The organism is Desulforhabdus sp. TSK (genome assembly GCF_022836495.1).
Lineage (GTDB): Bacteria > Desulfobacterota > Syntrophobacteria > Syntrophobacterales > Syntrophobacteraceae > Desulforhabdus.
The window spans coordinates 35,389-56,524 of record NZ_BQXM01000036.1 but is presented as its reverse complement, the minus strand read 5'-3'; the positions used below and the strand labels follow the sequence as shown (position 1 = coordinate 56,524).

The window sequence follows — 21,136 nt, the reverse complement described above, 5'->3', positions numbered from 1 at the left end:
TATTTCTTAACATTTTGTCTTGCTGTCCGTTCGCCCTGAGCCTGTCGAAGGGCACAACCAGACATGCCCTTCGACAGGCTCAGGGCGAACGGTTCGTTTTGTTAGAAAACTTTTGCTTGGGTACTTAGATGCTTCAATTCGGAACCCGTTCTTATGAGCAGGGTTGGGTGCATTCCATGCACCAACTTCAATGCTGTGAAATGACTGACTCGCTGGATGTACGCCATGATCGCTGCGCCATGCATGGTCGGTCCTTGGCTTTGGTGCGCCCCGCTCATGGATTGATGGTGCTGAAAATGGTGCGTAAAACGCACCCTACGGTCGGCAATCCATTACCATCCATGTGGGGAAAAATTTCGAGGTATCGGCGGGCGACGATAACGGGTGGCACTTATTTCTTTACGGTTGTGACGTTTCGCCGGCAGGCGTTTCTGTGCGATGAACCGGTTCGAAACGCTCTGCGGAATGCCGTCCTGGAGACTCGGGCGGTGCATCCCTTCACCATTGACGGCTGGGTTCTGCTGCCGGACCATTCGTACTCCATCTGGACTTGGCCGCTCGTTCATGCGTGTCCTCCTCATCAAGGATAATGGGGGCGGTGCCTGCTTTCTTGACTCAGTATGAAGGTCGAGGCATAGTGAGATCGTGAGAAGACGCGAGTTGAGATTTTGCATCGATTTTACAGGCACGACAAGGGTCCATCTGGTCATGGGTCATATTTTGTTCCTGGAAAGGCGGCAGCAAGATGTCTGAGAGAGAAATCCTGGAAGCATTGAAAAGGCTTGCCCCATCACGGCGGTTGGTTGTCATTGAAGACGCGCTGGAGGAACTGCGCCGAGAGCTACAACAAACAGGGTCTCCTCCAGCTCAGGAGGATAGGAAGAAGCAGCTCGCCGCCGCAGCCGAAGCTCTGCTTGCGGACTACGCATCCGATGAGGAATTGACGGCATTTTCGATTCTCGATGGCGAGAGTTTCCATGCATAGAGGCGAAGTGTGGCTGATTAACCTTGACCCAACCGTTGGAGCTGAAATCAGGAAGACAAGGCCCGCAGTCATCGTGAATGACGATGCAGTGGGATTGCTGCCACTGAAGGTGATCGTACCTGTCACGGAATGGAAAGATCGATACAGCATTGCGCCCTGGATGGTTCGGATTGAAGCGAATTCTGAGAATGGGCTGGATAAGGTCTCTGCGGCAGATGCTTTTCAAGTGCGCTCCCTGGCGCAAGAACGATTTGTTCGCAAACTGGGAAAGCTCTCAGACTCTGTGATGACTTCAATCGGAAGGGCTCTGGCGGTGGTGCTGAGCATAGATTAATGTGAATCTGAAAGTCTTCTTCATGTAACACGCTTTGAGTCTCTTCCCGGATACGACTACCACCAGTGCTTCCCTGTTCCTGGAGTGCCTGCCGTACTGTTCCCCGTTTTGCCACAATTGGCCTCATATGTCTTTAATAGTGTCCCCTTTTCGGGCTTGCATCAGTTCGTCATTTCGACCAAAGATTTGCATACAGGCTGAGTAGGAAGGATAGCCGCGTAGGGTGTATTCTATACACCATGTCCATGGAATGGGGCCGGCAAATGTAGATTATTCGGCAGGAAGCTCACCCAGGTTTTTCATGAGGAAAACCGCGTGCCCCTCGAAAACGGTCAAGACAACGAGCCGATCCGCAAAGATCTCGTATACGATGCGGTAGCCAGGTAGGGTGCATTCTATGTACCATCCTCGTTGGTCTGAAATGACTGGTTCACGGGACAAACGCGATGGCCGTTGGGTCATGCATGGTCGGTCCTTGGCTTTGGTGCGCCCCTCTCATGGATTGATGGTGCTGGAAATGGTGCGTGAAACGCACCCTACCCATGATACCCATGGGGTTCGCAATGGATTTGGGGTCGGGGGACGCATCGTTCGCCCTGCGGCATGCAGTCCGGGAGGCGAGGGCGGTGCATCCATTCTCCATCGAGGGGTAAGTTCTGCTGCCCGACTATCTCCACTGCATCTGGAGGTTGCCGCCCGGCGATGCGGCATTCGGCAGACGATGTGCGATCACGAGTGACCGCCAGGATCGCGCTGAAGTCCAAGCCGCGCGTGAGCACCACATACCCGTTCACCCTTGCAAAGGCCATGATTTCCTCCTCCGGGGCATTGGCCGCTCCAAGCGTTGACCAGTGGACCGCCTCGATGCCGGCAGCGGTCAGCAGATTCACCCAGCGCGGCGACAAATTCATGTCGCCCAGCAGATTCATGCGTGGGCCAGCACGATTTCGCGTTCTTCAGCCCGCCATGCGGCATAGAACAACGCCTGCATGATGTCTTCGCACTCCAGATAAGGATAGTCGGCGGAGAAAACATTTAGTTCAGCAATCGCAGCAGCAGATTACAACCAATCGCCGATTGGGCCTTCTACGCCGACGAAAGCTCTTACGACACGACAGGTCTGCCATCGGGACTTGACGACAGCGCCTTCGACTGGGGTAGCGGCCTGGGGAGACTGCAGTGGTCCACCGCTTCCCCATAGACTCGTGGAGCAGGAAAGGGATAACTTATTGAGGGCTTGGGATGATTACTTTGGCGATTGAAAATCGACTGGCTTTGGCCGCGAACGTTTCCGTCACGGAGGACAGTTTGATTGTAGATCTTGATGACGGACGTACTATCTCTGTTCCCCTGGCGTGGTTTCCACGACTCCTCCACGGTACGGCCGAGGAGCGGAACAATTGGCGCCTCATCGGAAAGGGAGAGGGTGCTCACTGGCCTGATTTGGATGAGGACATAAGCGTTGAAGGTATTCTGTTTGGAAAGCCATCAGGAGAAAGCCAACGCTCTTTCAAACGATGGCTGGGAACCCGCCTGCAGAATCGGAAAGTTAAGGGCTGAAGGCTGTCTAAAAATTCATCTGCTCGGGAGTCAAACCTGCTTCGATTCCCCCCTTCAGGGCAATACTGTTGACTAAACCAACGTCCGTCATTCAGAGGAAAGCCGGAATCCAGGAAAATAAAGACTTTCTGGACCCCGATTTTCAATGGGGAGACGTTCAGTCAACAGCATTGCCCCTTGGGGGCAGGGGGGTATTTTTTGGGGTTGCCAAGTCTTGACATCCCCTGGCCCCCCTTGCTCAAGGGGGAATATTTAGAAAGCCTCTAAAGACTGCCGCATGACGAACGGAGAAATGGACATCCTATTCTGTCGACGTGTACTGGGCGGCCGCACACTAAGGACTTGGAGCATGCTCAACACATGTGGTCGCCCGGTCCGCTTGAATGTTTTGTTGGGCAAGTATGTCACGAAGAAACTCTGGCGCAAAGTCAGCCCCGTTCTGCCAGGAAAGGGTATGGTAGCGGACAACGAACTGACGAAAGTAGTCCTCTTTTTTGAGAGGCTCAAAGATAGGACCGTCCAGTTCGTCAGAGAGATCGACCTCTCCACAGGAAGCATCATTGAATCTGAGCCATACTCTGTGGCCTCCAAGGTGTCTGGCTTCTTCGACATGAAGGATCATGGCATTACTCCAATGGAGATATTGGGTTGAGCGGCAGTCTACTCGCCGCGAGATCCCAATTGGCGATGAGCTCTGCCTTGTGCAGCATGCACCATTCAAGGACCAGCCCGAGAGCCCGTCTTGGAAAGCGGCCAGAGACAATGCCGGTCTCAATTTCCACCGTGATCTCAAACTCACCATAATCAAGCATGAAAGTGTGGTGGTGCATGTTCCCGGTAATACATGTAGATTGCTATTCCGAGGAAACGGGATATTTCCGGCATTGCTGTTTCCTGCCCCTTTCAGCCGCTACTGCGGACAGCAAATCCTCTTTGGCATAATCCCGGTTCACCGCCATGATCCGGGGTGGGAGACTATCCCCTTTGCCGACACAACGCGACACCGCAGACCAGTTGATGCCCCCTGGTATTCTGCCAACTTTCTATTACTGGGTAAAGCCTTAATACTACAACGAGAGTTCTTGCGTAGAGGGGGCTTTGCCCAGCATTCTGCGCCGAAAGCATTGGTTGGTGGGCAAAAGCCCACCCTACGTAGAACATCAATCTCTAGTTGTGGTATTAAAGGCTGTCTAAAAATTCATCTGATCGAGAGTCAAACCTGGGAGTCTCCCTGCACAAGCCGGGGGGGACCCAAGATTCATTAAAGTCTACCCCAGACTGACACTGGAATAAAGAATTTCCCGCTTCCGAGTTGACCCGAGTGCAAGTGAATGATACACATTTGTAAAATGTATATCCGGAAGGAGAAGATCGTGCGAGTCTCAAAATGGGGTAACAGCTTGGCCATTCGATTGCCCGCCGCGGTGGTCGAAGCGCTGAAGCTCCGCGAGGGCGACGAAATTGAAGTGGTGATCGCAGATGAGCGCGTCTTTCAAGTAGGGAAAAAACCCGGCACCGAAGCCGTCCTCGCCCGGCTGCGCCGGTTCCGAGGAAAGATGCCTGCCGATTTCAAATTTGATCGGGAAGATGCCAATGCCCGATGCTGAAGCGTTCATCGCCACCAATATCCTGCTTTATCTCTTGTCCGCTGACGATGATAAGGCTGACCGAGCCGAGAAGATTGTGCAGGCGGGCGGCCTGATCAGCGTGCAGGTGTTGAACGAGATGGCCAATGTGGCACGTCGTAAGCTGTCGATGTCATGGGGGGAAATCAATGAGGTGCTGACCCTGATAAGGTCTGTATGCTCGGTTGCTCCATTGACCCTTGAAACCCATGACAGAGGTAGGGTTGTGGCTGAACGGTACGGAATGAGCGTGTACGATGCAATGATCGTGGCCGCCGCTCTTCTCGGAGGATGTAAAACCTTGTATTCCGAAGATATGCAGAACGGACTGTTGATCGACCATCAGTTACGCATCTGCAATCCATTCACCATTCAAGCATCGTCCGGGTTTCCGGGCTTTGATGCTTGAAAATGTTCAGAGTCGTGATCCGTGGCCATGGTGTGTGCTGCGGGTTTTGGGTCGTTGCCTCGTCTTACCGTAAGATTTTCTCCGTTTCGTGAGCAGACTCCTATTTGCATTCAAATGCCGGCACAGTGAGAGAGCATCAAGATTTAATCAGCTGGCGGATGGGGTCGCCGGGAGGCTGCCAGGACGTAGAGCATGCATAGGCTCATTGCAGGGCATCGAAGCCCAGGGCGAATTCAATGGCCTTTCTAACTGCCCTCATGCGATGCAATGAAAGATGCGTGATGAAGGCACCGACCTTCTCTCTTTGAACCGTTTGAATATTGTCCAAGTTCACCGCACAGTCTGCAAAGAGTCCGTCAGCCTGACCGAGTACCACCTCGGTTGGAATCCCTCGGATTGTTGTGGTGATGGGAGCAACAGTCGGAGAGGTGAGGAAGTGGATGGCGGAATCACGGGTAAGAATCAGAACCGGCCGGCGTTTGTCCGGTTCTTTGAAAGTGTACCAATAGACATCTCCTTGTGTCATGGCTCCCCCCATGCTTGCTCTGATTCCCAGATGTCGAATTCACCTGGTGTGATGGGATATTTCGCATAGCCTTCGGCGTGCTGCTGCTCAAGTTTTGAGATGGCATGCTGCCTGACTGCAAGCTGCAGGGCTGAGCGAATAAAAGCCGAGCGAGTGGTTTTGAGATCCTGGATCACCTGATCCACTTCATCGAGCAATGGTTCATCTATGGTCATTTGAATCGTTTTCATGTGTCACCTCTACTGTGGATTCTTATCCACAGAATAATCCGTAGGCAAATGGTGGTCAAGCTTCATCGGAGGCACCGGATATACCTTCTCAAAAGTCGCGCTGGAAAAAGTCCCTAACGAACCCATTCCCGAAATTCCGCAACCGAACGCCGGAGCTTATTACAATTCAATACATTAGAGTGTCCGCCACTCGATTTGTCATTCCGGCAGTCCTTTAGTACTACAACGAGAGTTCTTGCCTAGGGTGGGCTTTGCCCACCATCCTGCGCCGAAAACATTGGTTGGTGGGCAAAGCCCACCCTACGCCGGAGAGCAATGTCTCGTTGTCGTATTAGCCGCAATCCACAGAAAAAACTAGATGCCGGCTTAAAAACTGCCGGCATGACGAGGAGCGAAAGGGACATCTTATTCTGTGGACGTGTACCATGCTTTTGGAGATTGAAAAACTTCATCGTAACGCGGAGTCGCGGAGCCTGGTGCCATTTGCTTTTCTCCGCGTTCTCCGCGTCCCTGCGTGAACCAAGAAAGGCAACTTTTCAAGTCATGCTCCAAACGGGTGAGATCTTGAATCATTGATGTTCCTGTAGGAGCGGCTTCCAGCCGCGACGGAAATGACGGGCTCCCAATAGAATCGCGGCTTGACGCCGCTCCTGCGAAAGTCAAGGTTTGAACCCTTCGCAGTATGGATTCCGCCGGGCATTTGGGGTATTGTGTGTGAAGAAGGAGGAAGCCCCATGAAACGGGTACAAAATCTTTTCAAACAGAACGAATTTCATCTTCTCCTTTTTTTCCTGGGAATCGCTCTCTTCAGCTGGCCTTTCCTGAAAGTGCTGCATGTTGGAGATCCGCAGACGACTTTCTGTTGGGTCTTTTCCCTTTGGGGGGCGGCCGTTCTTTTGCTTTTCGTTATCAGCCGCTGCTGCAACGACTCAGAGTCCGAGGAAATTTCGGGCAAAAATAAGGATCACTCATGCTCGATCCGAGAATAGTCCTGGGGGTTTTTTGTGCCTACATGGGCTTTCTCTTCCTGGTAGCCCTGTGGGTGGAGCGCAGGTCGGCGGCGGGACTGAGTCCGGCGAACCATCCGGTCTGGTATTCCCTGTCCCTGGCGGTCTACTGCAGTGCGTGGACCTACTACGGAAGCGTGGGCATGGCCGCCACATCCGGGCTCCTTTTTCTGCCCATCTACCTGGGGCCCATCGTCTTCATCGTGCTCTGGTGGTCTGTATTGCGAAAGCTGGTGCGGCTCAAGAACCTGCACCATATCACCAGCATCGCTGATTTTATCTCGGCCCGCTACAACAAGTCCCAACCCCTGGCCGTCATGGCGACCCTTTTTGCCATTGTGGGGATCGTTCCCTACATTGCTCTGCAGTTGAAGGCCATCATCAGCACGTTTGTGCTCATTACCGGCGCCTCGCCTCAGGCGGCTCAGCAGGGGGCTTCCTTGTCTTCCTGGATCGGAGCGCATGTGGGGCCCGTCGTCACCGTGGTCATGATCCTTTTCACCATCATTCTCGGAGTACGGAGGCTGGATCCCACGGAGCGCCATGAAGGTATGATCATGGCCGTGGCGGTGGAGTGCCTGGTGAAGCTCCTGGCTTTTCTGATCGCGGGCTTCTACGTGACCTATGTCATGTTCGACGGCTTTCAGGACATTTTTCGCCAGGTCACGGAGACTCCTTACCGGATGATGGTGAGCTTCTGGGGGAAGGAAGATCTCTATTACACGCGCTGGGCGAGCTTTTTCATCCTGTCCATGTCCGCCATTCTCTTCCTGCCGAGGCAGTTCCACGTGGCCGTCGTGGAAAACGGTGATGAAAGGCATATCCGCACGGCCATGTGGCTTTTTCCGCTGTATATGCTTCTCATCAATATTTTTGTCGTTCCCATCGCCCTGGGAGGGCTGCTCAAAGGCTATCCCGTCGCCCAGGCGGACAATTTCGTGCTGCTGCTTCCCCTCAATCATGGTGAGCCTTGGCTCTCCCTCCTCGTGTTCATCGGTGGGTTTTCCGCCGCCGTGGGCATGATCATGATCAGCTCCGTCACCATGGCCACCATGATGACCAACCATCTGCTGCTGCCCCTGGTCGGCTGGATTCCCTTCCTCGGCTTCCTCAAACGGTATCTTCTCAAATGCCGGTGGGCGGCCGTGGCGTTTTACATGCTCCTCTGTTACTGGTTTGAAGATCGTGTCGGTGAATCCTACATGCTGGTGAATATCGGCCTCATCTCCTTCGCCGCCATGCTTCAGTTCGCTCCCCCCATCCTCGGGGGGATTTTCTGGCGCCGTGCCAACAAGACGGGAGCCCTCCTGGGAATGGGGGCGGGCTTCCTGGTCTGGTTCTACACGCTGTTTTTTCCGTCTTTCGTCAAGAGCGGATGGGTGGCTCACCGCCTGCTGGATGAGGGACCCTGGGGAATTGCCTTCCTGAATCCGGAGCATCTCTTTGGTCTCACGGGGCTGGACCCTCTCAGCCATACGGTCTTCTGGTCCATGCTCTTCAATGTCTGCTGTTATGTGCTGGGGTCTCTCTATGCCGATGCGAGCGAAGAGGAGCTCAGCCTGGCGGAAGAATTCGTGGGCGTTCTCGCCCCCGGCTCTCCTCTCTACCGTCCTCGAGGTCGGGAGGCCTACATCGATCTCTCACAGAAGGTGGGGGACATCCGGAAAATCCTCGGGCAGTATTTTTCACAGCAGGATGCAGACGCGATTCTCCATAAGTGCATGAAGGAAGCCTGCATCGATGCGCGTCAGAAGGTCTCCATCGTTCAGTTGGTGGAGCTGCAAAGCGAAGTGGAAAAGTCCCTGGCGGGGTCCATCGGGTCGGCTGCGGCGTACAAGGCCCTGTCCAACGCCATCATCTTCACACCCCGGGAAGCCCGGGACCTGTCGGAGGTGTATGCCGAAATCCTGTCGGATCTGAAGGTGACTCCGGGGGAGCTGAAGCAGAAGATCGACTATTACCAGGAGCGGGAAATGCTCCTGGTACGGCAGTCGGAGGAGCTGGAAGAAAAGATCAGCCAGCTGGAAAAGGAGATCGCCGAACGGGTGCGGGCTCAGCGCGCCCTGCAGGAAAGCGAGGAGCGCTACCGCAGCCTTGTGGAAACGATGAACGAGGGGCTGGAGATCGAAGACGAGAATGGGATGATCACCTACGTCAACGAAAAGCTGTGCCGCATGTGGGGATGCTCCCGCGACGAGATCATTGGCAGGTCCCTGATGGAATTCATCGAAGAAGCTCAGCGGAAGATTGTGCATGAGCAGCTCCTCCGTCGCAACCGGGGTGAGATCGTTTCGTACGAAACCACCTGGGCCGCCCGGGAAGGAGAAAAAATCTCCACCATCGTTTCGTCGGTTCCCATGGTGGGGCCGGACGGGGACTACAAGGGCAGCTTTGCCGTGGTCACCGATATCTCGCACCTGAAAGCCCTGGAGCGCGAAAAGGCCAATATGATCTCCATGTTCGCGCATGACATGCGCTCTTCCCTCACGGGGATCCACGGCCTTGCCCTGCGCCTCCTGAACAAATCGGCCGGTATGGAAGAAGAAAGGAAAACCGAGTATCTTCGCATCATCAACAAGGAAGCCGCCAAGCTGGAATCCCTCGTGGACGATTTCCTCGAGTTTTCACGCCTGGAGACGGGCCGATTGAAGCTGAACTTCGATTTCATCTCCCTGGAGAAGGAGCTCCTGGAGCTCTTCGAAGCCTACCGGGCCAAAACGGCACAGACCGCCATACGGATGGAGCTGCAGATCGAGGAGGCCCTCCCCATCATCGAGGCGGACGCCAACCGGCTCCGGAGGGTTTTCACCAACCTTCTGGACAATGCCCTCAAGTTTTCCAAAGGGCAGGGAGTCATCACCATTTCCGCCAAGGAAGTGAACCATGGCGTCGTCGTGAAAATCATGGACGAGGGCATCGGCATCGATCCGGCGGAGCTTCCCTTCATCTTCGACCTCTTCCATCGAGGCTGCGGCAGTGAAAAGAGGGAAGGCTACGGGATCGGACTGGCCACGGTGAAAGCCATTGTCGAGGGCCACGGGGGGCGGGTCTATGTGGCCAGCACCCTGGGAAAGGGGTCTACCTTCACCATTGTGCTGCCCAGGAAGGTGAAACGCAAAGAGGGTGAATAGACAGGTTTTTAGGATGGTGCATAAAATGCACCCTACCCCGGGAGATGGATACCGATTGATCGCTTCTTGTCGCAATGAGGAGTGCGGGTGCTCACACTGGTTTTGACGGAAAAGCCCTCGGTGGCCCGGGATTTTGCCAGGGCGCTGGGTGTTTCCGGAAAAAGGGACGGCTTCCTCGAAGGAAACGGATATGTCATCACCTGGGCCGTCGGACATCTCGTGGAACTGGCAGAGCCTGAAGACTACGGTGCAGAATGGAAGAAATGGACGCTGGAAAGCCTTCCCATCCTCCCTGCGAGTCTCAAGTATAAGCCCATCTCCAGGTCCGAAAAGCAATTGGCCGTCATCCAACGACAAATCAGAAGAGAGGACGTGGGAAAGATCGTCATCGCCACGGACGCCGGGCGCGAGGGCGAGGTGATCGCCCGTACCATACTGGGGACGGTGGAGGTGCAGCAACCGCAGGGAGCGATGTACCGTTTTTGGACTTCCCAGGCCCTGACGGAGCAGGTGGTGCGGGAAACCCTCCAGAACCTCAAGCCCGCCTCCGAGTATGACCGCCTCTGGAACGCCGGCCAGTCCAGGCAGATCGCCGACTGGCTCGTGGGGATGAATCTCTCCCGCGCCGCCACGCTGAAGTTGAGGGGGGCTTCCCGAAACGTCTTTTCCGTGGGAAGGGTCCAGACGGCTGTCCTGGCGCTCCTGGTGGAACGGAAGCGGGAACGGGACGATTTTGTCCCCAGGCCATACTGGCTCCTGCGCGCCAATTTTTCCAACGAGAAGGGAGCCTGGTGGGGAACCTGGTTCCAGGGGGAAGCCGACCGATTCCAGAAGAAAGACGCCGCCGAAGCGATCCTCTCACGGGTGGAGAACGAGAAGGGAAAAGTCCGATCCGTCAAGCGCGAAAAAAAGAAGCTCCCCCCACCGCTCCTTTATTCCCTCACGGATCTGCAGCGTGAGGCCAATTCCAAGCTCGGCCTCTCGGCCAAGGACACCCTGGATATTGCCCAGGCGCTCTACGAGGAAAAGAAATGCCTGTCCTACCCGCGTACGGATTCCAGGGTCCTGGGCAGCCAGAATGTGGATCTCGCCCGGAAGATCGTCGCCAAGCTCTCCAAAGCCTCCCCCGAGATTTTTGCAGGTGTGCAGCAGAGCCGCATCAGCAAGACCAATAAACGCGTTTTCAACGATGCCAAGCTCACCGATCACCACGCCCTGATTCCACTGGCGCCTTTGCCGCAGGGTGCGACGCGGGAACAGGCTCAAGTCTACGACCTGGTGCTGAAGCGTTTTGCCGCCGCTTTCCACCCGGATTACGAGTATGAAGCCACCCTCATCGTTACCGACGTCCAGGGCGAGACTTTCCGCACCAAAGGGAGCCGACCTCTTGTTCCCGGCTGGAAAGCGGTCTATGGCTTGAAAGAGGCTCCGCAGTCTGTCAGCCCCGAAGAGGAGCCGGAAGAGGAAAACCTGCCCCTCCTGGAACGGGGGGATCCGGCTCAAGTGGTGGAGACCAGGCTCGAGGAGAAAATGACGCAGCCGCCTCCTGAATATTCGGAGGCATTGCTCCTCAAGGACATGACCAATCCCTCCCGCTACGTCACCGAGGAAGAGCTGCAGAAGATCTTCAAGGGAGACATCGGCTTGGGGACTCAGGCGACTCGGGCCCAGATCATCGAAACCCTGCTCCTGAGAAAATACATTGTCCGGGAGAAGAAGAAATTGTATCCCACCGAAAAGGGATGCTACCTCATCGACCGGCTGCGCCGGTTCGAACGCGCAAGAGCGATCGCCACACCGGAAGAAACGGCGCGCTGGGAAATGGAACTGGAGAAAATCGCCCTGGGAGAGGGGGATCCCGAGGCGTTCATGCGAGGGATACGGGAATTTGTCCAAAATGGAGTGGAGGAATTCAAGATGAGTGAGGGCGGGCAGGGGATGCAGGCGGCGTTGGGGAAATGCCCGGCGTGTGGTGGGGAGATCATCGAGGGCAAGAAGGGCTTCGGGTGCTCCAATTGGCGGGAAAAGGACGGCGGGTGCCGCTTCGTGGTGTGGAAGGAGATCGACGGGCAAAAGATCTGGCCGGTAACCCTGCGCGCGCTCTTGTCGGGGAAGACCACTCCGCCCATGCACTTCCGATCCAGGGAAGGCCGGGAGTTCGCGGCAGGGCTGAAGCTCGAGCGGGATGAGGCGGAAGGGGTGTGGGTGACACGCTTCGTTCCCGTTGAGCAGACTTTGGAAGAGGGGGCGTCTGCCTCCTCATCGCCCCCTACAGCATCGGAGGTGCTGGGGCAGTGTCCCCGGTGCGGCGGTGATGTGGTGGAAGGCAAGAAAGGCTTTGGATGCGCCAACTGGCGGGATGCCGACGGGGGATGTCGCTTCGTGGTCTGGAAGGTCATCGCCGGCCTCGAGCTGCCGATGGAGGCGGTCAAGGACCTGTTGACCCACGGTGAAACACAGCTCCTCCAAGGGTTCATTTCCAAAAAGGGGAAGGAATTTTCGGCTCGCCTCAAGATCGATGAAAATGAATACAAGACCGTTTTCGTCTTTGAGAATTCCAGGGGATAATAAATAAATTATACTCTACACGGTTCAGAACGCACCTTTTCATCTCACGCGGAGTCGCGGAGAACGCAGAGACCCTCCAGGTTGACTCCGCGTTCTCCGCGACTCCGCGTGAGTCCAAAAACTACCCGTTTACAGTATAATATCCTTCGCGAAGTCTTGAAGTCCCCCCTTGAAGGGGGATTGAGGGGGATGGGTCGTGACGTTCACTCCCCTCGGCTAATTGGCAAAAAGCTTCAGGTATTCGTCGTAGCCTTCCTTCTCCAGATCCTCCCTGGGGATGAATCTCAGAGACGCCGAATTGATGCAGTAGCGCAAGCCCGTCGGCTTCGGGCCGTCGGGAAATACGTGCCCCAGGTGCGATTGAGCCTGTTTGCTCCGAACCTCGGTGCGGGTCATGAACAGCTTGCTATCCTGTTTCTCGACAATGTTTTCCGGCACCAGGGGACGGGTGAAGCTCGGCCACCCCGTTCCGGAATCGAACTTATCCAGGGAGCTGAAAAGGGGCTCTCCCGATACGATGTCCACGTAGATGCCCTCTTTTTTGTTGTCCCAGTATTCGTTCTTGAAAGGGGGCTCCGTGCCCTCGCGCTGCGTGACATCATACTGCAACGGGGTCAACGTCCGACGGAGCACCTCTTCCGAAGGCTTCACGGTGCTCGATGGCGATGCTGTCCCGGAGGCTTTCACCTCCGGCTCTTTCCAAGCCATTTTCAGGAACTGGTCCCGGCCGGAAAAAGCGCGGTAGGTCTTGTAGCGAACAGGGTTCTCTTTGTAATAATTCTGGTGGTATTTCTCCGCCGGGTAGAATCGGGTCAAAGGGAGGATCTCCGTGGCGATGGGTTTGTCGAACCGCCCCGATTGCCCCAGAGCCTGCCTGGATGCTTCCGCAGTCCTGCGCTGTTCATCGTCGGCATAAAAGATGGCCGATCGATACTGAGCGCCCCTGTCCACGAACTGCCCACCGGCGTCGGTGGGGTCTACATGCCTCCAGAAAACCTCCAGGAGCTCCTGGTAGGAAACCTTTGCCGGGTCATAGAGCACCTGAACCGCTTCCACATGCCCCGTCTTTCCCGCCGAAACCTGCTCGTAAGAGGGGTTTTCAACGTTGCCCCCCGTGTAGCCGGAAATCACCTCCACCACGCCGTTCACTTTTTCAAAGTCCGCCTCCACGCACCAAAAACATCCTCCCGCAAAAACCGCCTTCTGCAGAGTGCCGTTCGCGTCATTCATCATGGGTTCCTTTGCCTGGTTCGGATTTTCTGCCTGTCCCCATCCCGCAAGGATGGCCCCCCATAGCACGAAAATGAGGGCTGCCAAGATAGCCTTCATGAGTTTGCCTCCCACGGTGAAACATTAAATTGTTCAGGAGGAAACAAAGGGTTTTCACCTCAAGTTCCACACCACCCAATGATAATCATCGGGTGACGCCGGAACATCGAACGGCTTGAAGAAGCTGGATGGTTTTCGAGATGAAAGCAAGAAAAAGGAGACGGGCTGGAATGCTTGACAACCTGTCTCCCTTGGGGAGACTTGGAGGGCTTTCTGCACTGACGGCAGCTAAGGGACTTGGAGGTTACCAGGATACCATTTTTCGTCATTCCGGCATGTTTTAAGCCGGAATCCATCCACGCATTGCTCTGGATTCCGGCTTAAAACATGCCGGAATGACGAGCGCAATCCTTCCCCTTCCAACGTAGGTGAAGGGGGGGAAAACGGTATTTCAGCAACGACGGAGTCCCTAATTGTTCCGATAGTTGGCCCCACTGGGAAGGCGGAACATGAACTTCGTCCTGGCAGGATCTTCGTTGTCGACTTTGTAGGGCTCTTTGACCAGGTATTTGCCCTGGGGCCCCAGATCACCGATGTTGAGCGACTTCCTCCAGACGATCCTGGTCTCCTGCATGTTGGTCGTCCACATGTCGAGGCGGATGCCCGTTCGAGGTCGCCCCGAGCTGTTCACGATATAGCCCGTGATGTACCCGTCTTCCGTGATCTGGAAGTCTTCGTATTTCAGGTCCCTGTCGGGCGTTCCACTGCTGGTATTGACAGAGCCGTTGCTCATATAAGTCGTACCGGCCACTCCATGCATCGGCATCATGCAGAGGCCCACGAACAGGCAAACGAAAAACGATTTCAACATACTGGAAATCCTCCATATATGGTTTAAAAGATCTAAACCCTTATATTCCAAAACGATAAGATCCTGATTCATTGATGACCCTGTAGGAGCGGCTTCCAGCCGCGATAGAAATAGGCGGTTTCCGATAGAATCGCGGCTGGAAGCCGCTCCTACAAAAATCAAGATTTTAATCGCTCACAGTATCCGAATCCTCTTTTTGCTCACAGCACCTTCAGCAGGTTCAGCCACCCGGGCCGCGTGGATGTGGATTCTTCCATCGCTGCCTGGGAACCCAGCACCTTCACGATACCTTTTTCTTTCACTCCCGCCAGGATATCCGCGAAGTCCCGGAAATCCTTCGCCGTGGTGCCGAGCACCTCTTCCCGAATCTTCTGACGAATCGCGTCCGTGTCTCTTGTCAAGTGGCGGAGCATGGAAATGTATCCCTTGGCATCGGGGAGGTGGTAGGCGTCGAGGTTCCCGATGGCGCCGATGATGCTCTTGGTGAGCTCGTCGTCCCCCAGGGGGGCGCTGCGCAGGAATTCCGAGGTCTGGTCGAAGTTGTCCAGGGTCTTGAGGAGGTTCGGGTCTCGATAGGACACGAAAGTGAACATTCCGGAGTGGCGGTCGAAGAGGCAAAAAGCCCCGTAGGCGCCGCCCTGCACGCGGATCTTCTCCCACAGCCAGGAAGTTCGCAGGTACCCCGTGATCACCTGGGTTGAACCGTGGAAACGATAGCCGAGATCGTACAGGTTGGTGCCCTTTCCCACGTAATTCACCTGGGCCGGGATGGTCAGCCCTTCGAATTCGGGAGGATATGCGGGCACCCAGTCGACGTCGGTTGCCGCCGTCTCGGGCAGTGAGCCCATAAAATCCGCCAGTTGAGGCTCGAACTGCGAAAAACTCGCTGCATCCAGGGTCACATTGAACAGCATCCCGCGACGGTTGAGCAGCAGCCGGTGCAGCTCCTGGAGGGACTGGAGGACGCCGGGCCAGTCCGTATCCACCCTCCGGGCCAATTCGCGAATGAAAAGGAGGTAGCTGATCCCGCTCATCTGCTCCGCCGCCCAGTCGGCTTCGCTGAAATGCGAGCGCAGTCGGACATTCACCACCTGGTGACCATTGGGCACGAGCTTCTGCTCCTGGCGCGCCTTTTCTTCCAGGACCATCTGGCGGAAGCGTTCCCGGTTGTCCAATTTGACTGTCAGCAGGACATCCTTCAGGATGGCCATGAGCTCCCCTGTCTGCGAGAGCATGCTCTTGCCGCGCAGGATCATCCAGGCCGTCGCCTTTCGATTGTCCGTTACGGACGAGGAGAAAATCTCCGTGCGTATCCCTCCGGTCTTGGCGCTGATCCGCTGAGTGAGGGCCACGAAGTCTTCCTGTTCGGTCCCCATCTCCACGAGAGCCCTCCCGAAGAGCGGTACATAGGGCAGGTAGCTCTGTGGCAGGGCGTGCAAATTGAACCCCATATCCAGGTAGGCGATGCCGCTGGTGAAGAGATCGTGGAACAAAACCGTAGCGCAATGCTGTTCCAGGACGGTTTTGGCAATCAGCTTGCTCTCTTTGTCCAGATCGCTGATCTTGAGGGTAGGAATGGTTGCAAGAGCCTCGGGAGGGTCAGGAGCTTCCTGGAGCCGCTGGAGCTCCCGGGCGTTGGCGATGACATGCTGCAGCTCTTCGGGGCTCATGGATGCCCGGAGGAGCTCCAGGCGCCCGCGTTCTTCCGCTTCCTGCTTTTCCCCCAGCTCCGGGTCGGGGGTCAGCACGAGTGTGGTACGGTGAGGATTCTCCAGCAGGAAGCGCTGGATGAGATTTTCAAAATACTGCGGATTGGATTGACGGCCGGCTTTGACGGCCGCAAGAGGCGCCTCGAAGGCCAGCAGAGCCAGGGGATCGCTGTCGTAAAGCCACGTGGTGAGGGACCGCAGCATGAGAACGAGGCCCCGGGGGAAGCTCCCGGTGTTGTTTTCCCTCAGGCGAAATTCGATGGTATTCATTGCCGCTTCGACGGTTTGAGGATCGATGCCTCGCCCGGCGAGACCGGTCAACGTGTCGAGGATGAGGGCCTCGATGCGGTCGGCATTGTCGGTGCTGATTCCCTTCAGCCCCGTGGAAAAGTACATTTGGCGAAGGTCGCTTTCGAGGCCGACGCCGGCGAGGTCGTCTCCAAGGCCGGAGTCGATGAGGGCCTTTCGCAGGGGCGATCCCGGCATGCCGAGGAGGATGTACTGCAGGATCTGAAGGCTCAGGTTCAACTCGGGATCCGTCGTCTCCGGAAGCAGCCAGTTGACGGTGATCATGCCCTTGGCCGCGGATTTTTCCCCTCCGGCTTCCTCACCCCCTGAAACGAACGGCCGTGTGATGCGCCTGGGGGTGACAAAGACGGGCTGCAGAGCGACTTGGGAGTCGAGGGGCATCGCTTGAAAATCCTCCAGGTATGCGTTCACCAGGCGAAGGCGTTCCTCGGGAGCGTCATCGCCGCAGAAAAAGATGCGGGCGTTGGAGGGGTGATAGTATTTTTTATGGAAGGCCTTGAACTGCTGGAAGGTCAGGTTGGGAATTTCCTTGGGGTTTCCGCCCGAATCCAATCCGTAGGTGTTGTCGGGAAAAAGGGACTGCTGAGAATATTCCGCCAGAACGTTGTCCGGGGAAGAATAGGCGCCTTTCATCTCATTGTAGACCACGCCCTTGTAGGTGAGGGGCCCCTCGGGATGCTCCATCTCCAGGTGCCAGCCTTCCTGCTGCAGGACGAAGGGAGTGATGCGGGGATAAAACACCGCGTCCAGGTAGACGTCCACAAGATTGTAAAAATCCTGCACATTTTGACTGGCGACGGGATAACAGGTCTTGTCGGGGTAGGTGAAAGCGTTGAGAAAAGTCTTGAGGGAGCCCTTCAGGAGCTCCACGAAGGGCTCCTTCACCGGATATTTGCGTGATCCACAGAGGACGGAATGCTCCAGGATGTGAGCGACCCCCGTGGAATCCTTCGGGGGCGTACGGAAGCTGATCCCGAACACCTTGTTTTCATCATCGTTTTCAAGGGACAGGAGCTCCGCGCCGGTTTGTACATGCCGGTAGAGCTTTGCCCGGGTTTTCAACTCGTCGATATTTTCCTCGCGGAGCAGTTCGAAGCCGTGAATGATCGCCATTTATTCCTCCAATGGTTTGAGTGATTCACGGGGTTTACCCGTCACCCGATCTCTTTTCAACTCTTTTCTTCCAAGGGGTTCGGATTCCTATTATTCTATACTCTCCAGAGGCCTTCAAGGCTTCGGGTCGTTTTTTGCGATTTTGCCCTCTCGAATACGTTCTTAAAATGGATATGGAAGGAGTTGTGGAATGAAGGTCATCTTTCTGGGAGTTGGTGAGGCGTGCGACGAAAGCTATCCCAATACCTCCGTCTGGCTGCAAACGCGGACGGAGAGTGTCCGGCGTTCCCTGTTGCTGGACTGCGGCTTCACGGTTCCCCCTCAGTATTGGCGGCAGACTCCCGATCCCGAAGACCTGGACGCCCTCTGGATTTCTCACTTCCATGGGGACCACTTTTTCGGAATCCCGGCTCTCCTGGTCAGATTTTGGGAAATGAAGCGACAGAAGCCCCTGACAATCCTGGGGCAATCCGGGGTCGAGGATCGCGTCAAGGATGCGATGGAGCTGGCCTACCCCAATTTCCTGCAAAAGCTGCAGTTTCCCCTGGAGTTCATTGCCGCCGAGCCGGAGCGGGAGGTCCTGGCGGTGGGGCTCAAGTGGCGGTTTGCTGAGAACAGCCACGGCCAGAGAGACCTGGCGGTGCGTGTGGAGGATGACTCCTGTTCGGTGTTTTACAGCGGCGACGGCGCTCCGACACCCGAAACCTTTCAGCTGGCGCAGGGCTGTCATCTCGTCATCCATGAAGCCTTCCGCATGGAAGGGACGACGCCGGGGCACGGCACCGTTCGGGACTGCCTCCAATTTGCCCTGCAGGCCCATGCCGCTACCCTCGCCCTGGTGCACCTGCAGCGGGACGAACGGAGCACCCGCTACGACGCGATCCAGGAGCTCCTGAACGGAACCGGGGGAATCCATGGGCTGCTTCCCGAGCCGGGCGATGCTCTGGAGCTCTGAGAGGCTGGCTAAACATTCCCCCTTCGAGGGGGGCATGGGAGGTGAACCTTGCGAAACATCCCCCTTGGAGGGAGAGCTTCAAGATCTCCTAGTCGAGGCCACTCTTGGCGCGGAGGTGACGTCTGAAGTGGTCGATGAGGGAGGGTATCTTCCAACCGTTCTCGAAGGCCTGGAAGATAAATCGGGATGACGTTGATGCGGGAAAAAGAGGTTATCTCTGAAGTTCTTCTCCGCGACAAGGGCGGGAAGTCGCAATGCATAGCGGCGCGCATATCCACCGACAGCGGTTGATGGACTCCAACCCTTTCGAAGGCTTTGACTTCCAGAACACGTAAGACTTTAACCGTGTCCTTTCGGTAAGGCTGAATGCATTTATCTTTGGTAAAGGCAATGATCGGCTGGAACTCGATAAAGAAAGGAGATGGTGACTTGGAAGGAGGGGGAGGGTAACTCCCACTCCCACCAGTTAGGGATGCACCGCTTTCGATTATCCGGTGATCTTCTTTCTGAGCTTAAAGCACCCAACGCCCACCAAGCCGAAACCGAGCAGGAGAATGGTTGAAGGCTCCGGGACTGTTGCTATCGCGAGGTTATCGAGCTCAAAAGCGACCTGAGTGCTCTTGATGGTAACGGAGGTAAAGAGTTGATCGGTGAAGATATTGACATAGCGGTTTGACTGAGGAGCGCTTTGACTCCCCCAAAAGTCACTATCTAAGATCACATCTATGCCGTCGATTGTCTTAAAAGAAAAGACAAGAGAGTTATAGCTGTCGATAGATCCCCACCAAAGTTCAAGGTAATTGCCTCCTGGTGCAGCGAAAGTTACTGTGGCTTCACCCGTCGAGCCAGAGCCAGGGACCACCAAGTAATGGGTCTCATCTCGATAGGTGGTGCCGCCAGACACGTAAGCAGGAGCGGCATAACTATTGGTCGTCCCATTCACTATTGCAGAATTTCCCCCAGAATCGATGGTTGGCACGTCACCACTATCGAAAGTATATACTTTTGCACCAACAATCGGCGATGTATAACCGCCGTTACCGAGATCGGTGCTGTAAGTAATCACTACAGCATTCGCCACGCCGCAGATTCCGAATAGAAACAAGAAAACACCTAGTAAAATTTTTTTCATCCTTCATCTCCTTTCGAACTGTCAAAGTTAAGCAACTGTTGATTAATATTTTCTAACCTCTTAATGGTTGAAGCAATATTTATGCCATTTAAAAAAAACAGTAAAATCAAAATGTTATATAAATATCTTTATGCGTATTAAGGCCTTGATTTGTAACTTTTCCCGACATAACCCATTTTTCTAACATGAAAAGTTATGTTATTTCGATGAGTTGGTTTCTTTTGGGGTAACTTCTCAATAAGTGTGGGTAAGTAATATTGTTTTTGGAATCAGGTAGTTATATGAGAACCATCACGACAGACTATACTCGCAAGAACCAGGTCCACTTCCTGGCCTCTTGGAATTTCAATGACTTACAAAAACGATGATGCATAACGGCTTCAAAATTCGTCGAAAAGTGAACTCGTAAGTTCTTGAAATTGCTGCTACCCACACTTATTGAGAAGTTACCTTTTGGGGTGATTGTAAAAATGACCGACAATCAAGATGCAGGCTAATCTATGTCTTGCAACACGGCCATCAAGCGGCGGACTCTGTCCATAGAATTGGTATAAGAAGAGATTTGGAAAGTTATCTGGCAACGATTCATGGTTTTCCGCAAGCTTTATCATCAGGCAATAGAAAAAATGATGGAGAAATGCCCATCACTATAATTTTTCCAATCTAATGCAATAACTTGCATTTCCGGCAGTCTCCTCTATCGGTTCCCTGAGCCCGTTAAAGTTTGCGGCCTGGAGCCTTGCCAGTATCTGCGTTATCGCTTTCAGAGACTTCTTTTGCCTGCAGTGATGAGGATGACCTGCCCCTGCTTCCTCAGATCCTTTCTACGGAGCAGTTCACCTGCTATGTCCAGTGGCTGCCCCTCCTTCCGTACGCATGCGCTTTGATCTCTCAAATCTGCGGACTCAACCTGCCTTGGCATGCCTTCGGCTCGGAAGGTCTACTTGACACCTCATTATGAATTGTAAAAGGCGGGGTCCTTGCGTCGAACGAGCGTGTCAGGCTCCATCCCGAATGAAGTGGGGAACCTGCGTTGGGATTTCCATCACAAGTTCCAAAAAGCCCCGGTACTGGCCCTCATCATACCAGGGTGCCTGGTGAATGAGCCTTTTAACGCCGCCCTTTTCGATGGTGTAAGTGTTTTCCCTCTGTGTGGCGAGCAGTTCCTTCAGTTTGGATCGCGCCGGCTTGGGGTGGCAATCCAGCAGGTTGGTCCCGATGAGCTTCTCTCCCCCGTACTTTTGATAAGCATGGATGGCGGCGTCATTCATCTCCAGGATGATGCCGTCGGTATCGCACACCGTGATGGCGCCCGGAAACCCTTTGACCCAAAGGTGCTTCGACATTCTGTCCTCCCGCGTGCCGGTTTCACTGTATCCCTCTGAAGCTCGTCCCCGCAGGCT

Annotated in this window: 18 protein-coding genes and 1 pseudogene; 9 read left to right on the top strand and 10 right to left on the bottom strand. The window is 55.0% G+C overall.

The features are described from left to right. Nucleotides 1–200: 200 nt before the first annotated feature. The 3 genes from MWC30_RS17805 (at nucleotide 201) to MWC30_RS17795 (ending at nucleotide 1,319) form a co-directional block, all read left to right on the top strand. Nucleotides 201–590 carry a hypothetical protein gene (locus tag MWC30_RS17805; RefSeq protein WP_244085554.1) on the top strand — a complete coding sequence of 130 codons (390 nt, stop codon included), beginning with the start codon at nucleotides 201–203 and terminating at the stop codon, nucleotides 588–590. A 155-nt stretch (nucleotides 591–745) separates the two neighbouring features. Continuing rightward, nucleotides 746–985: a hypothetical protein gene (locus tag MWC30_RS17800; protein WP_244085553.1), complete on the top strand. Its 240-nt coding sequence runs from the start codon at nucleotides 746–748 to the stop codon at nucleotides 983–985. Next, nucleotides 978–1,319: a type II toxin-antitoxin system PemK/MazF family toxin gene (locus MWC30_RS17795; protein ID WP_244084530.1), complete on the top strand. Its 342-nt coding sequence runs from the start codon at nucleotides 978–980 to the stop codon at nucleotides 1,317–1,319. Before MWC30_RS17800 ends, MWC30_RS17795 begins: the two co-directional genes overlap by 8 nt. A gap of 536 nt (nucleotides 1,320–1,855) precedes the next feature. Here the strand turns inward: MWC30_RS17795 and MWC30_RS17790 are convergent. Continuing rightward, nucleotides 1,856–2,248, bottom strand: coding sequence for a DUF5615 family PIN-like protein (locus MWC30_RS17790; RefSeq protein WP_244085552.1), 393 nt, complete (start codon nucleotides 2,246–2,248; stop codon nucleotides 1,856–1,858). A gap of 313 nt (nucleotides 2,249–2,561) precedes the next feature. On the opposite strand from MWC30_RS17790, the gene MWC30_RS23085 reads away from it, so the two are divergent. Next, nucleotides 2,562–2,879 carry a DUF2442 domain-containing protein gene (locus tag MWC30_RS23085; protein WP_244085551.1) on the top strand — a complete coding sequence of 106 codons (318 nt, stop codon included), beginning with the start codon at nucleotides 2,562–2,564 and terminating at the stop codon, nucleotides 2,877–2,879. A gap of 334 nt (nucleotides 2,880–3,213) precedes the next feature. Here the strand turns inward: MWC30_RS23085 and MWC30_RS23080 are convergent, their stop codons facing one another. Then, a complete protein-coding gene (locus MWC30_RS23080) occupies nucleotides 3,214–3,501 on the bottom strand; it encodes a DUF2442 domain-containing protein (protein WP_368860884.1) in 288 nt (95 codons plus the stop codon). A gap of 4 nt (nucleotides 3,502–3,505) precedes the next feature. After that, nucleotides 3,506–3,764: pseudogene (locus tag MWC30_RS22610) on the bottom strand (DUF4160 domain-containing protein). A 488-nt stretch (nucleotides 3,765–4,252) separates the two neighbouring features. Here MWC30_RS22610 and MWC30_RS17775 point away from each other — a divergent pair. Further along, nucleotides 4,253–4,486, top strand: a complete 234-nt coding sequence (locus tag MWC30_RS17775; RefSeq protein ID WP_244085549.1) for an AbrB/MazE/SpoVT family DNA-binding domain-containing protein — start codon at nucleotides 4,253–4,255, stop codon at nucleotides 4,484–4,486. Beyond that, nucleotides 4,473–4,913: a PIN domain-containing protein gene (locus MWC30_RS17770; RefSeq protein ID WP_244085548.1), complete on the top strand. Its 441-nt coding sequence runs from the start codon at nucleotides 4,473–4,475 to the stop codon at nucleotides 4,911–4,913. The genes MWC30_RS17775 and MWC30_RS17770 overlap by 14 nt, the downstream gene beginning before the upstream one ends. Nucleotides 4,914–5,115: 202 nt before the next feature. Here MWC30_RS17770 and MWC30_RS17765 read toward each other — a convergent pair whose 3' ends face one another. Then, the gene (locus MWC30_RS17765) at nucleotides 5,116–5,439 is read right to left on the bottom strand and encodes a type II toxin-antitoxin system PemK/MazF family toxin (protein ID WP_244085547.1); all 324 of its coding nucleotides are present in this window, start codon (nucleotides 5,437–5,439) and stop codon (nucleotides 5,116–5,118) included. Beyond that, nucleotides 5,436–5,669, bottom strand: a complete 234-nt coding sequence (locus tag MWC30_RS17760) for a ribbon-helix-helix domain-containing protein (protein WP_244085546.1) — start codon at nucleotides 5,667–5,669, stop codon at nucleotides 5,436–5,438. The genes MWC30_RS17765 and MWC30_RS17760 overlap by 4 nt, the downstream gene beginning before the upstream one ends. A 970-nt stretch (nucleotides 5,670–6,639) precedes the next feature. Between MWC30_RS17760 and MWC30_RS17755 the strand changes: the two genes are divergently transcribed. Both MWC30_RS17755 and MWC30_RS17750 read left to right on the top strand, forming a co-directional pair. Then, nucleotides 6,640–9,807: an ATP-binding protein gene (locus tag MWC30_RS17755; protein WP_244085545.1), complete on the top strand. Its 3,168-nt coding sequence runs from the start codon at nucleotides 6,640–6,642 to the stop codon at nucleotides 9,805–9,807. Nucleotides 9,808–9,894: 87 nt separating this feature from the next. Then, on the top strand, nucleotides 9,895–12,375 hold the full coding sequence (locus MWC30_RS17750) for a DNA topoisomerase 3 (RefSeq protein WP_244085544.1): 2,481 nt from the start codon (nucleotides 9,895–9,897) through the stop codon (nucleotides 12,373–12,375). Between the two features lie 216 nt (nucleotides 12,376–12,591). Here the strand turns inward: MWC30_RS17750 and msrB are convergent, their stop codons facing one another. The 3 genes from msrB to MWC30_RS17735 all read right to left on the bottom strand — a co-directional run bounded on the left by msrB (nucleotide 12,592) and on the right by MWC30_RS17735 (nucleotide 17,646). Next, nucleotides 12,592–13,704, bottom strand: a complete 1,113-nt coding sequence (gene msrB, locus MWC30_RS22725; RefSeq protein WP_244085543.1) for a peptide-methionine (R)-S-oxide reductase MsrB — start codon at nucleotides 13,702–13,704, stop codon at nucleotides 12,592–12,594. 409 nt (nucleotides 13,705–14,113) lie between these two features. Continuing rightward, nucleotides 14,114–14,515 carry a hypothetical protein gene (locus tag MWC30_RS17740; RefSeq protein ID WP_244085542.1) on the bottom strand — a complete coding sequence of 134 codons (402 nt, stop codon included), beginning with the start codon at nucleotides 14,513–14,515 and terminating at the stop codon, nucleotides 14,114–14,116. Between the two features lie 200 nt (nucleotides 14,516–14,715). Then, complete coding sequence (locus MWC30_RS17735; protein ID WP_244085541.1) at nucleotides 14,716–17,646, bottom strand: insulinase family protein; 2,931 nt, start codon at nucleotides 17,644–17,646, stop codon at nucleotides 14,716–14,718. Nucleotides 17,647–17,836: 190 nt separating this feature from the next. On the opposite strand from MWC30_RS17735, the gene MWC30_RS17730 reads away from it, so the two are divergent. After that, nucleotides 17,837–18,601 (top strand): MBL fold metallo-hydrolase, encoded by a 765-nt coding sequence (locus MWC30_RS17730; protein WP_244085540.1) that lies wholly within the window; start codon nucleotides 17,837–17,839, stop codon nucleotides 18,599–18,601. Nucleotides 18,602–19,088: 487 nt separating this feature from the next. Here the strand turns inward: MWC30_RS17730 and MWC30_RS17725 are convergent, their stop codons facing one another. Together MWC30_RS17725 and MWC30_RS17720 are read right to left on the bottom strand one after the other, a co-directional pair. Beyond that, a complete protein-coding gene (locus MWC30_RS17725; RefSeq protein ID WP_244085539.1) occupies nucleotides 19,089–19,733 on the bottom strand; it encodes a PEP-CTERM sorting domain-containing protein in 645 nt (214 codons plus the stop codon). A gap of 998 nt (nucleotides 19,734–20,731) precedes the next feature. Further along, nucleotides 20,732–21,079 carry a PAS domain-containing protein gene (locus MWC30_RS17720; protein ID WP_244085538.1) on the bottom strand — a complete coding sequence of 116 codons (348 nt, stop codon included), beginning with the start codon at nucleotides 21,077–21,079 and terminating at the stop codon, nucleotides 20,732–20,734. Nucleotides 21,080–21,136 lie beyond the last annotated feature (57 nt).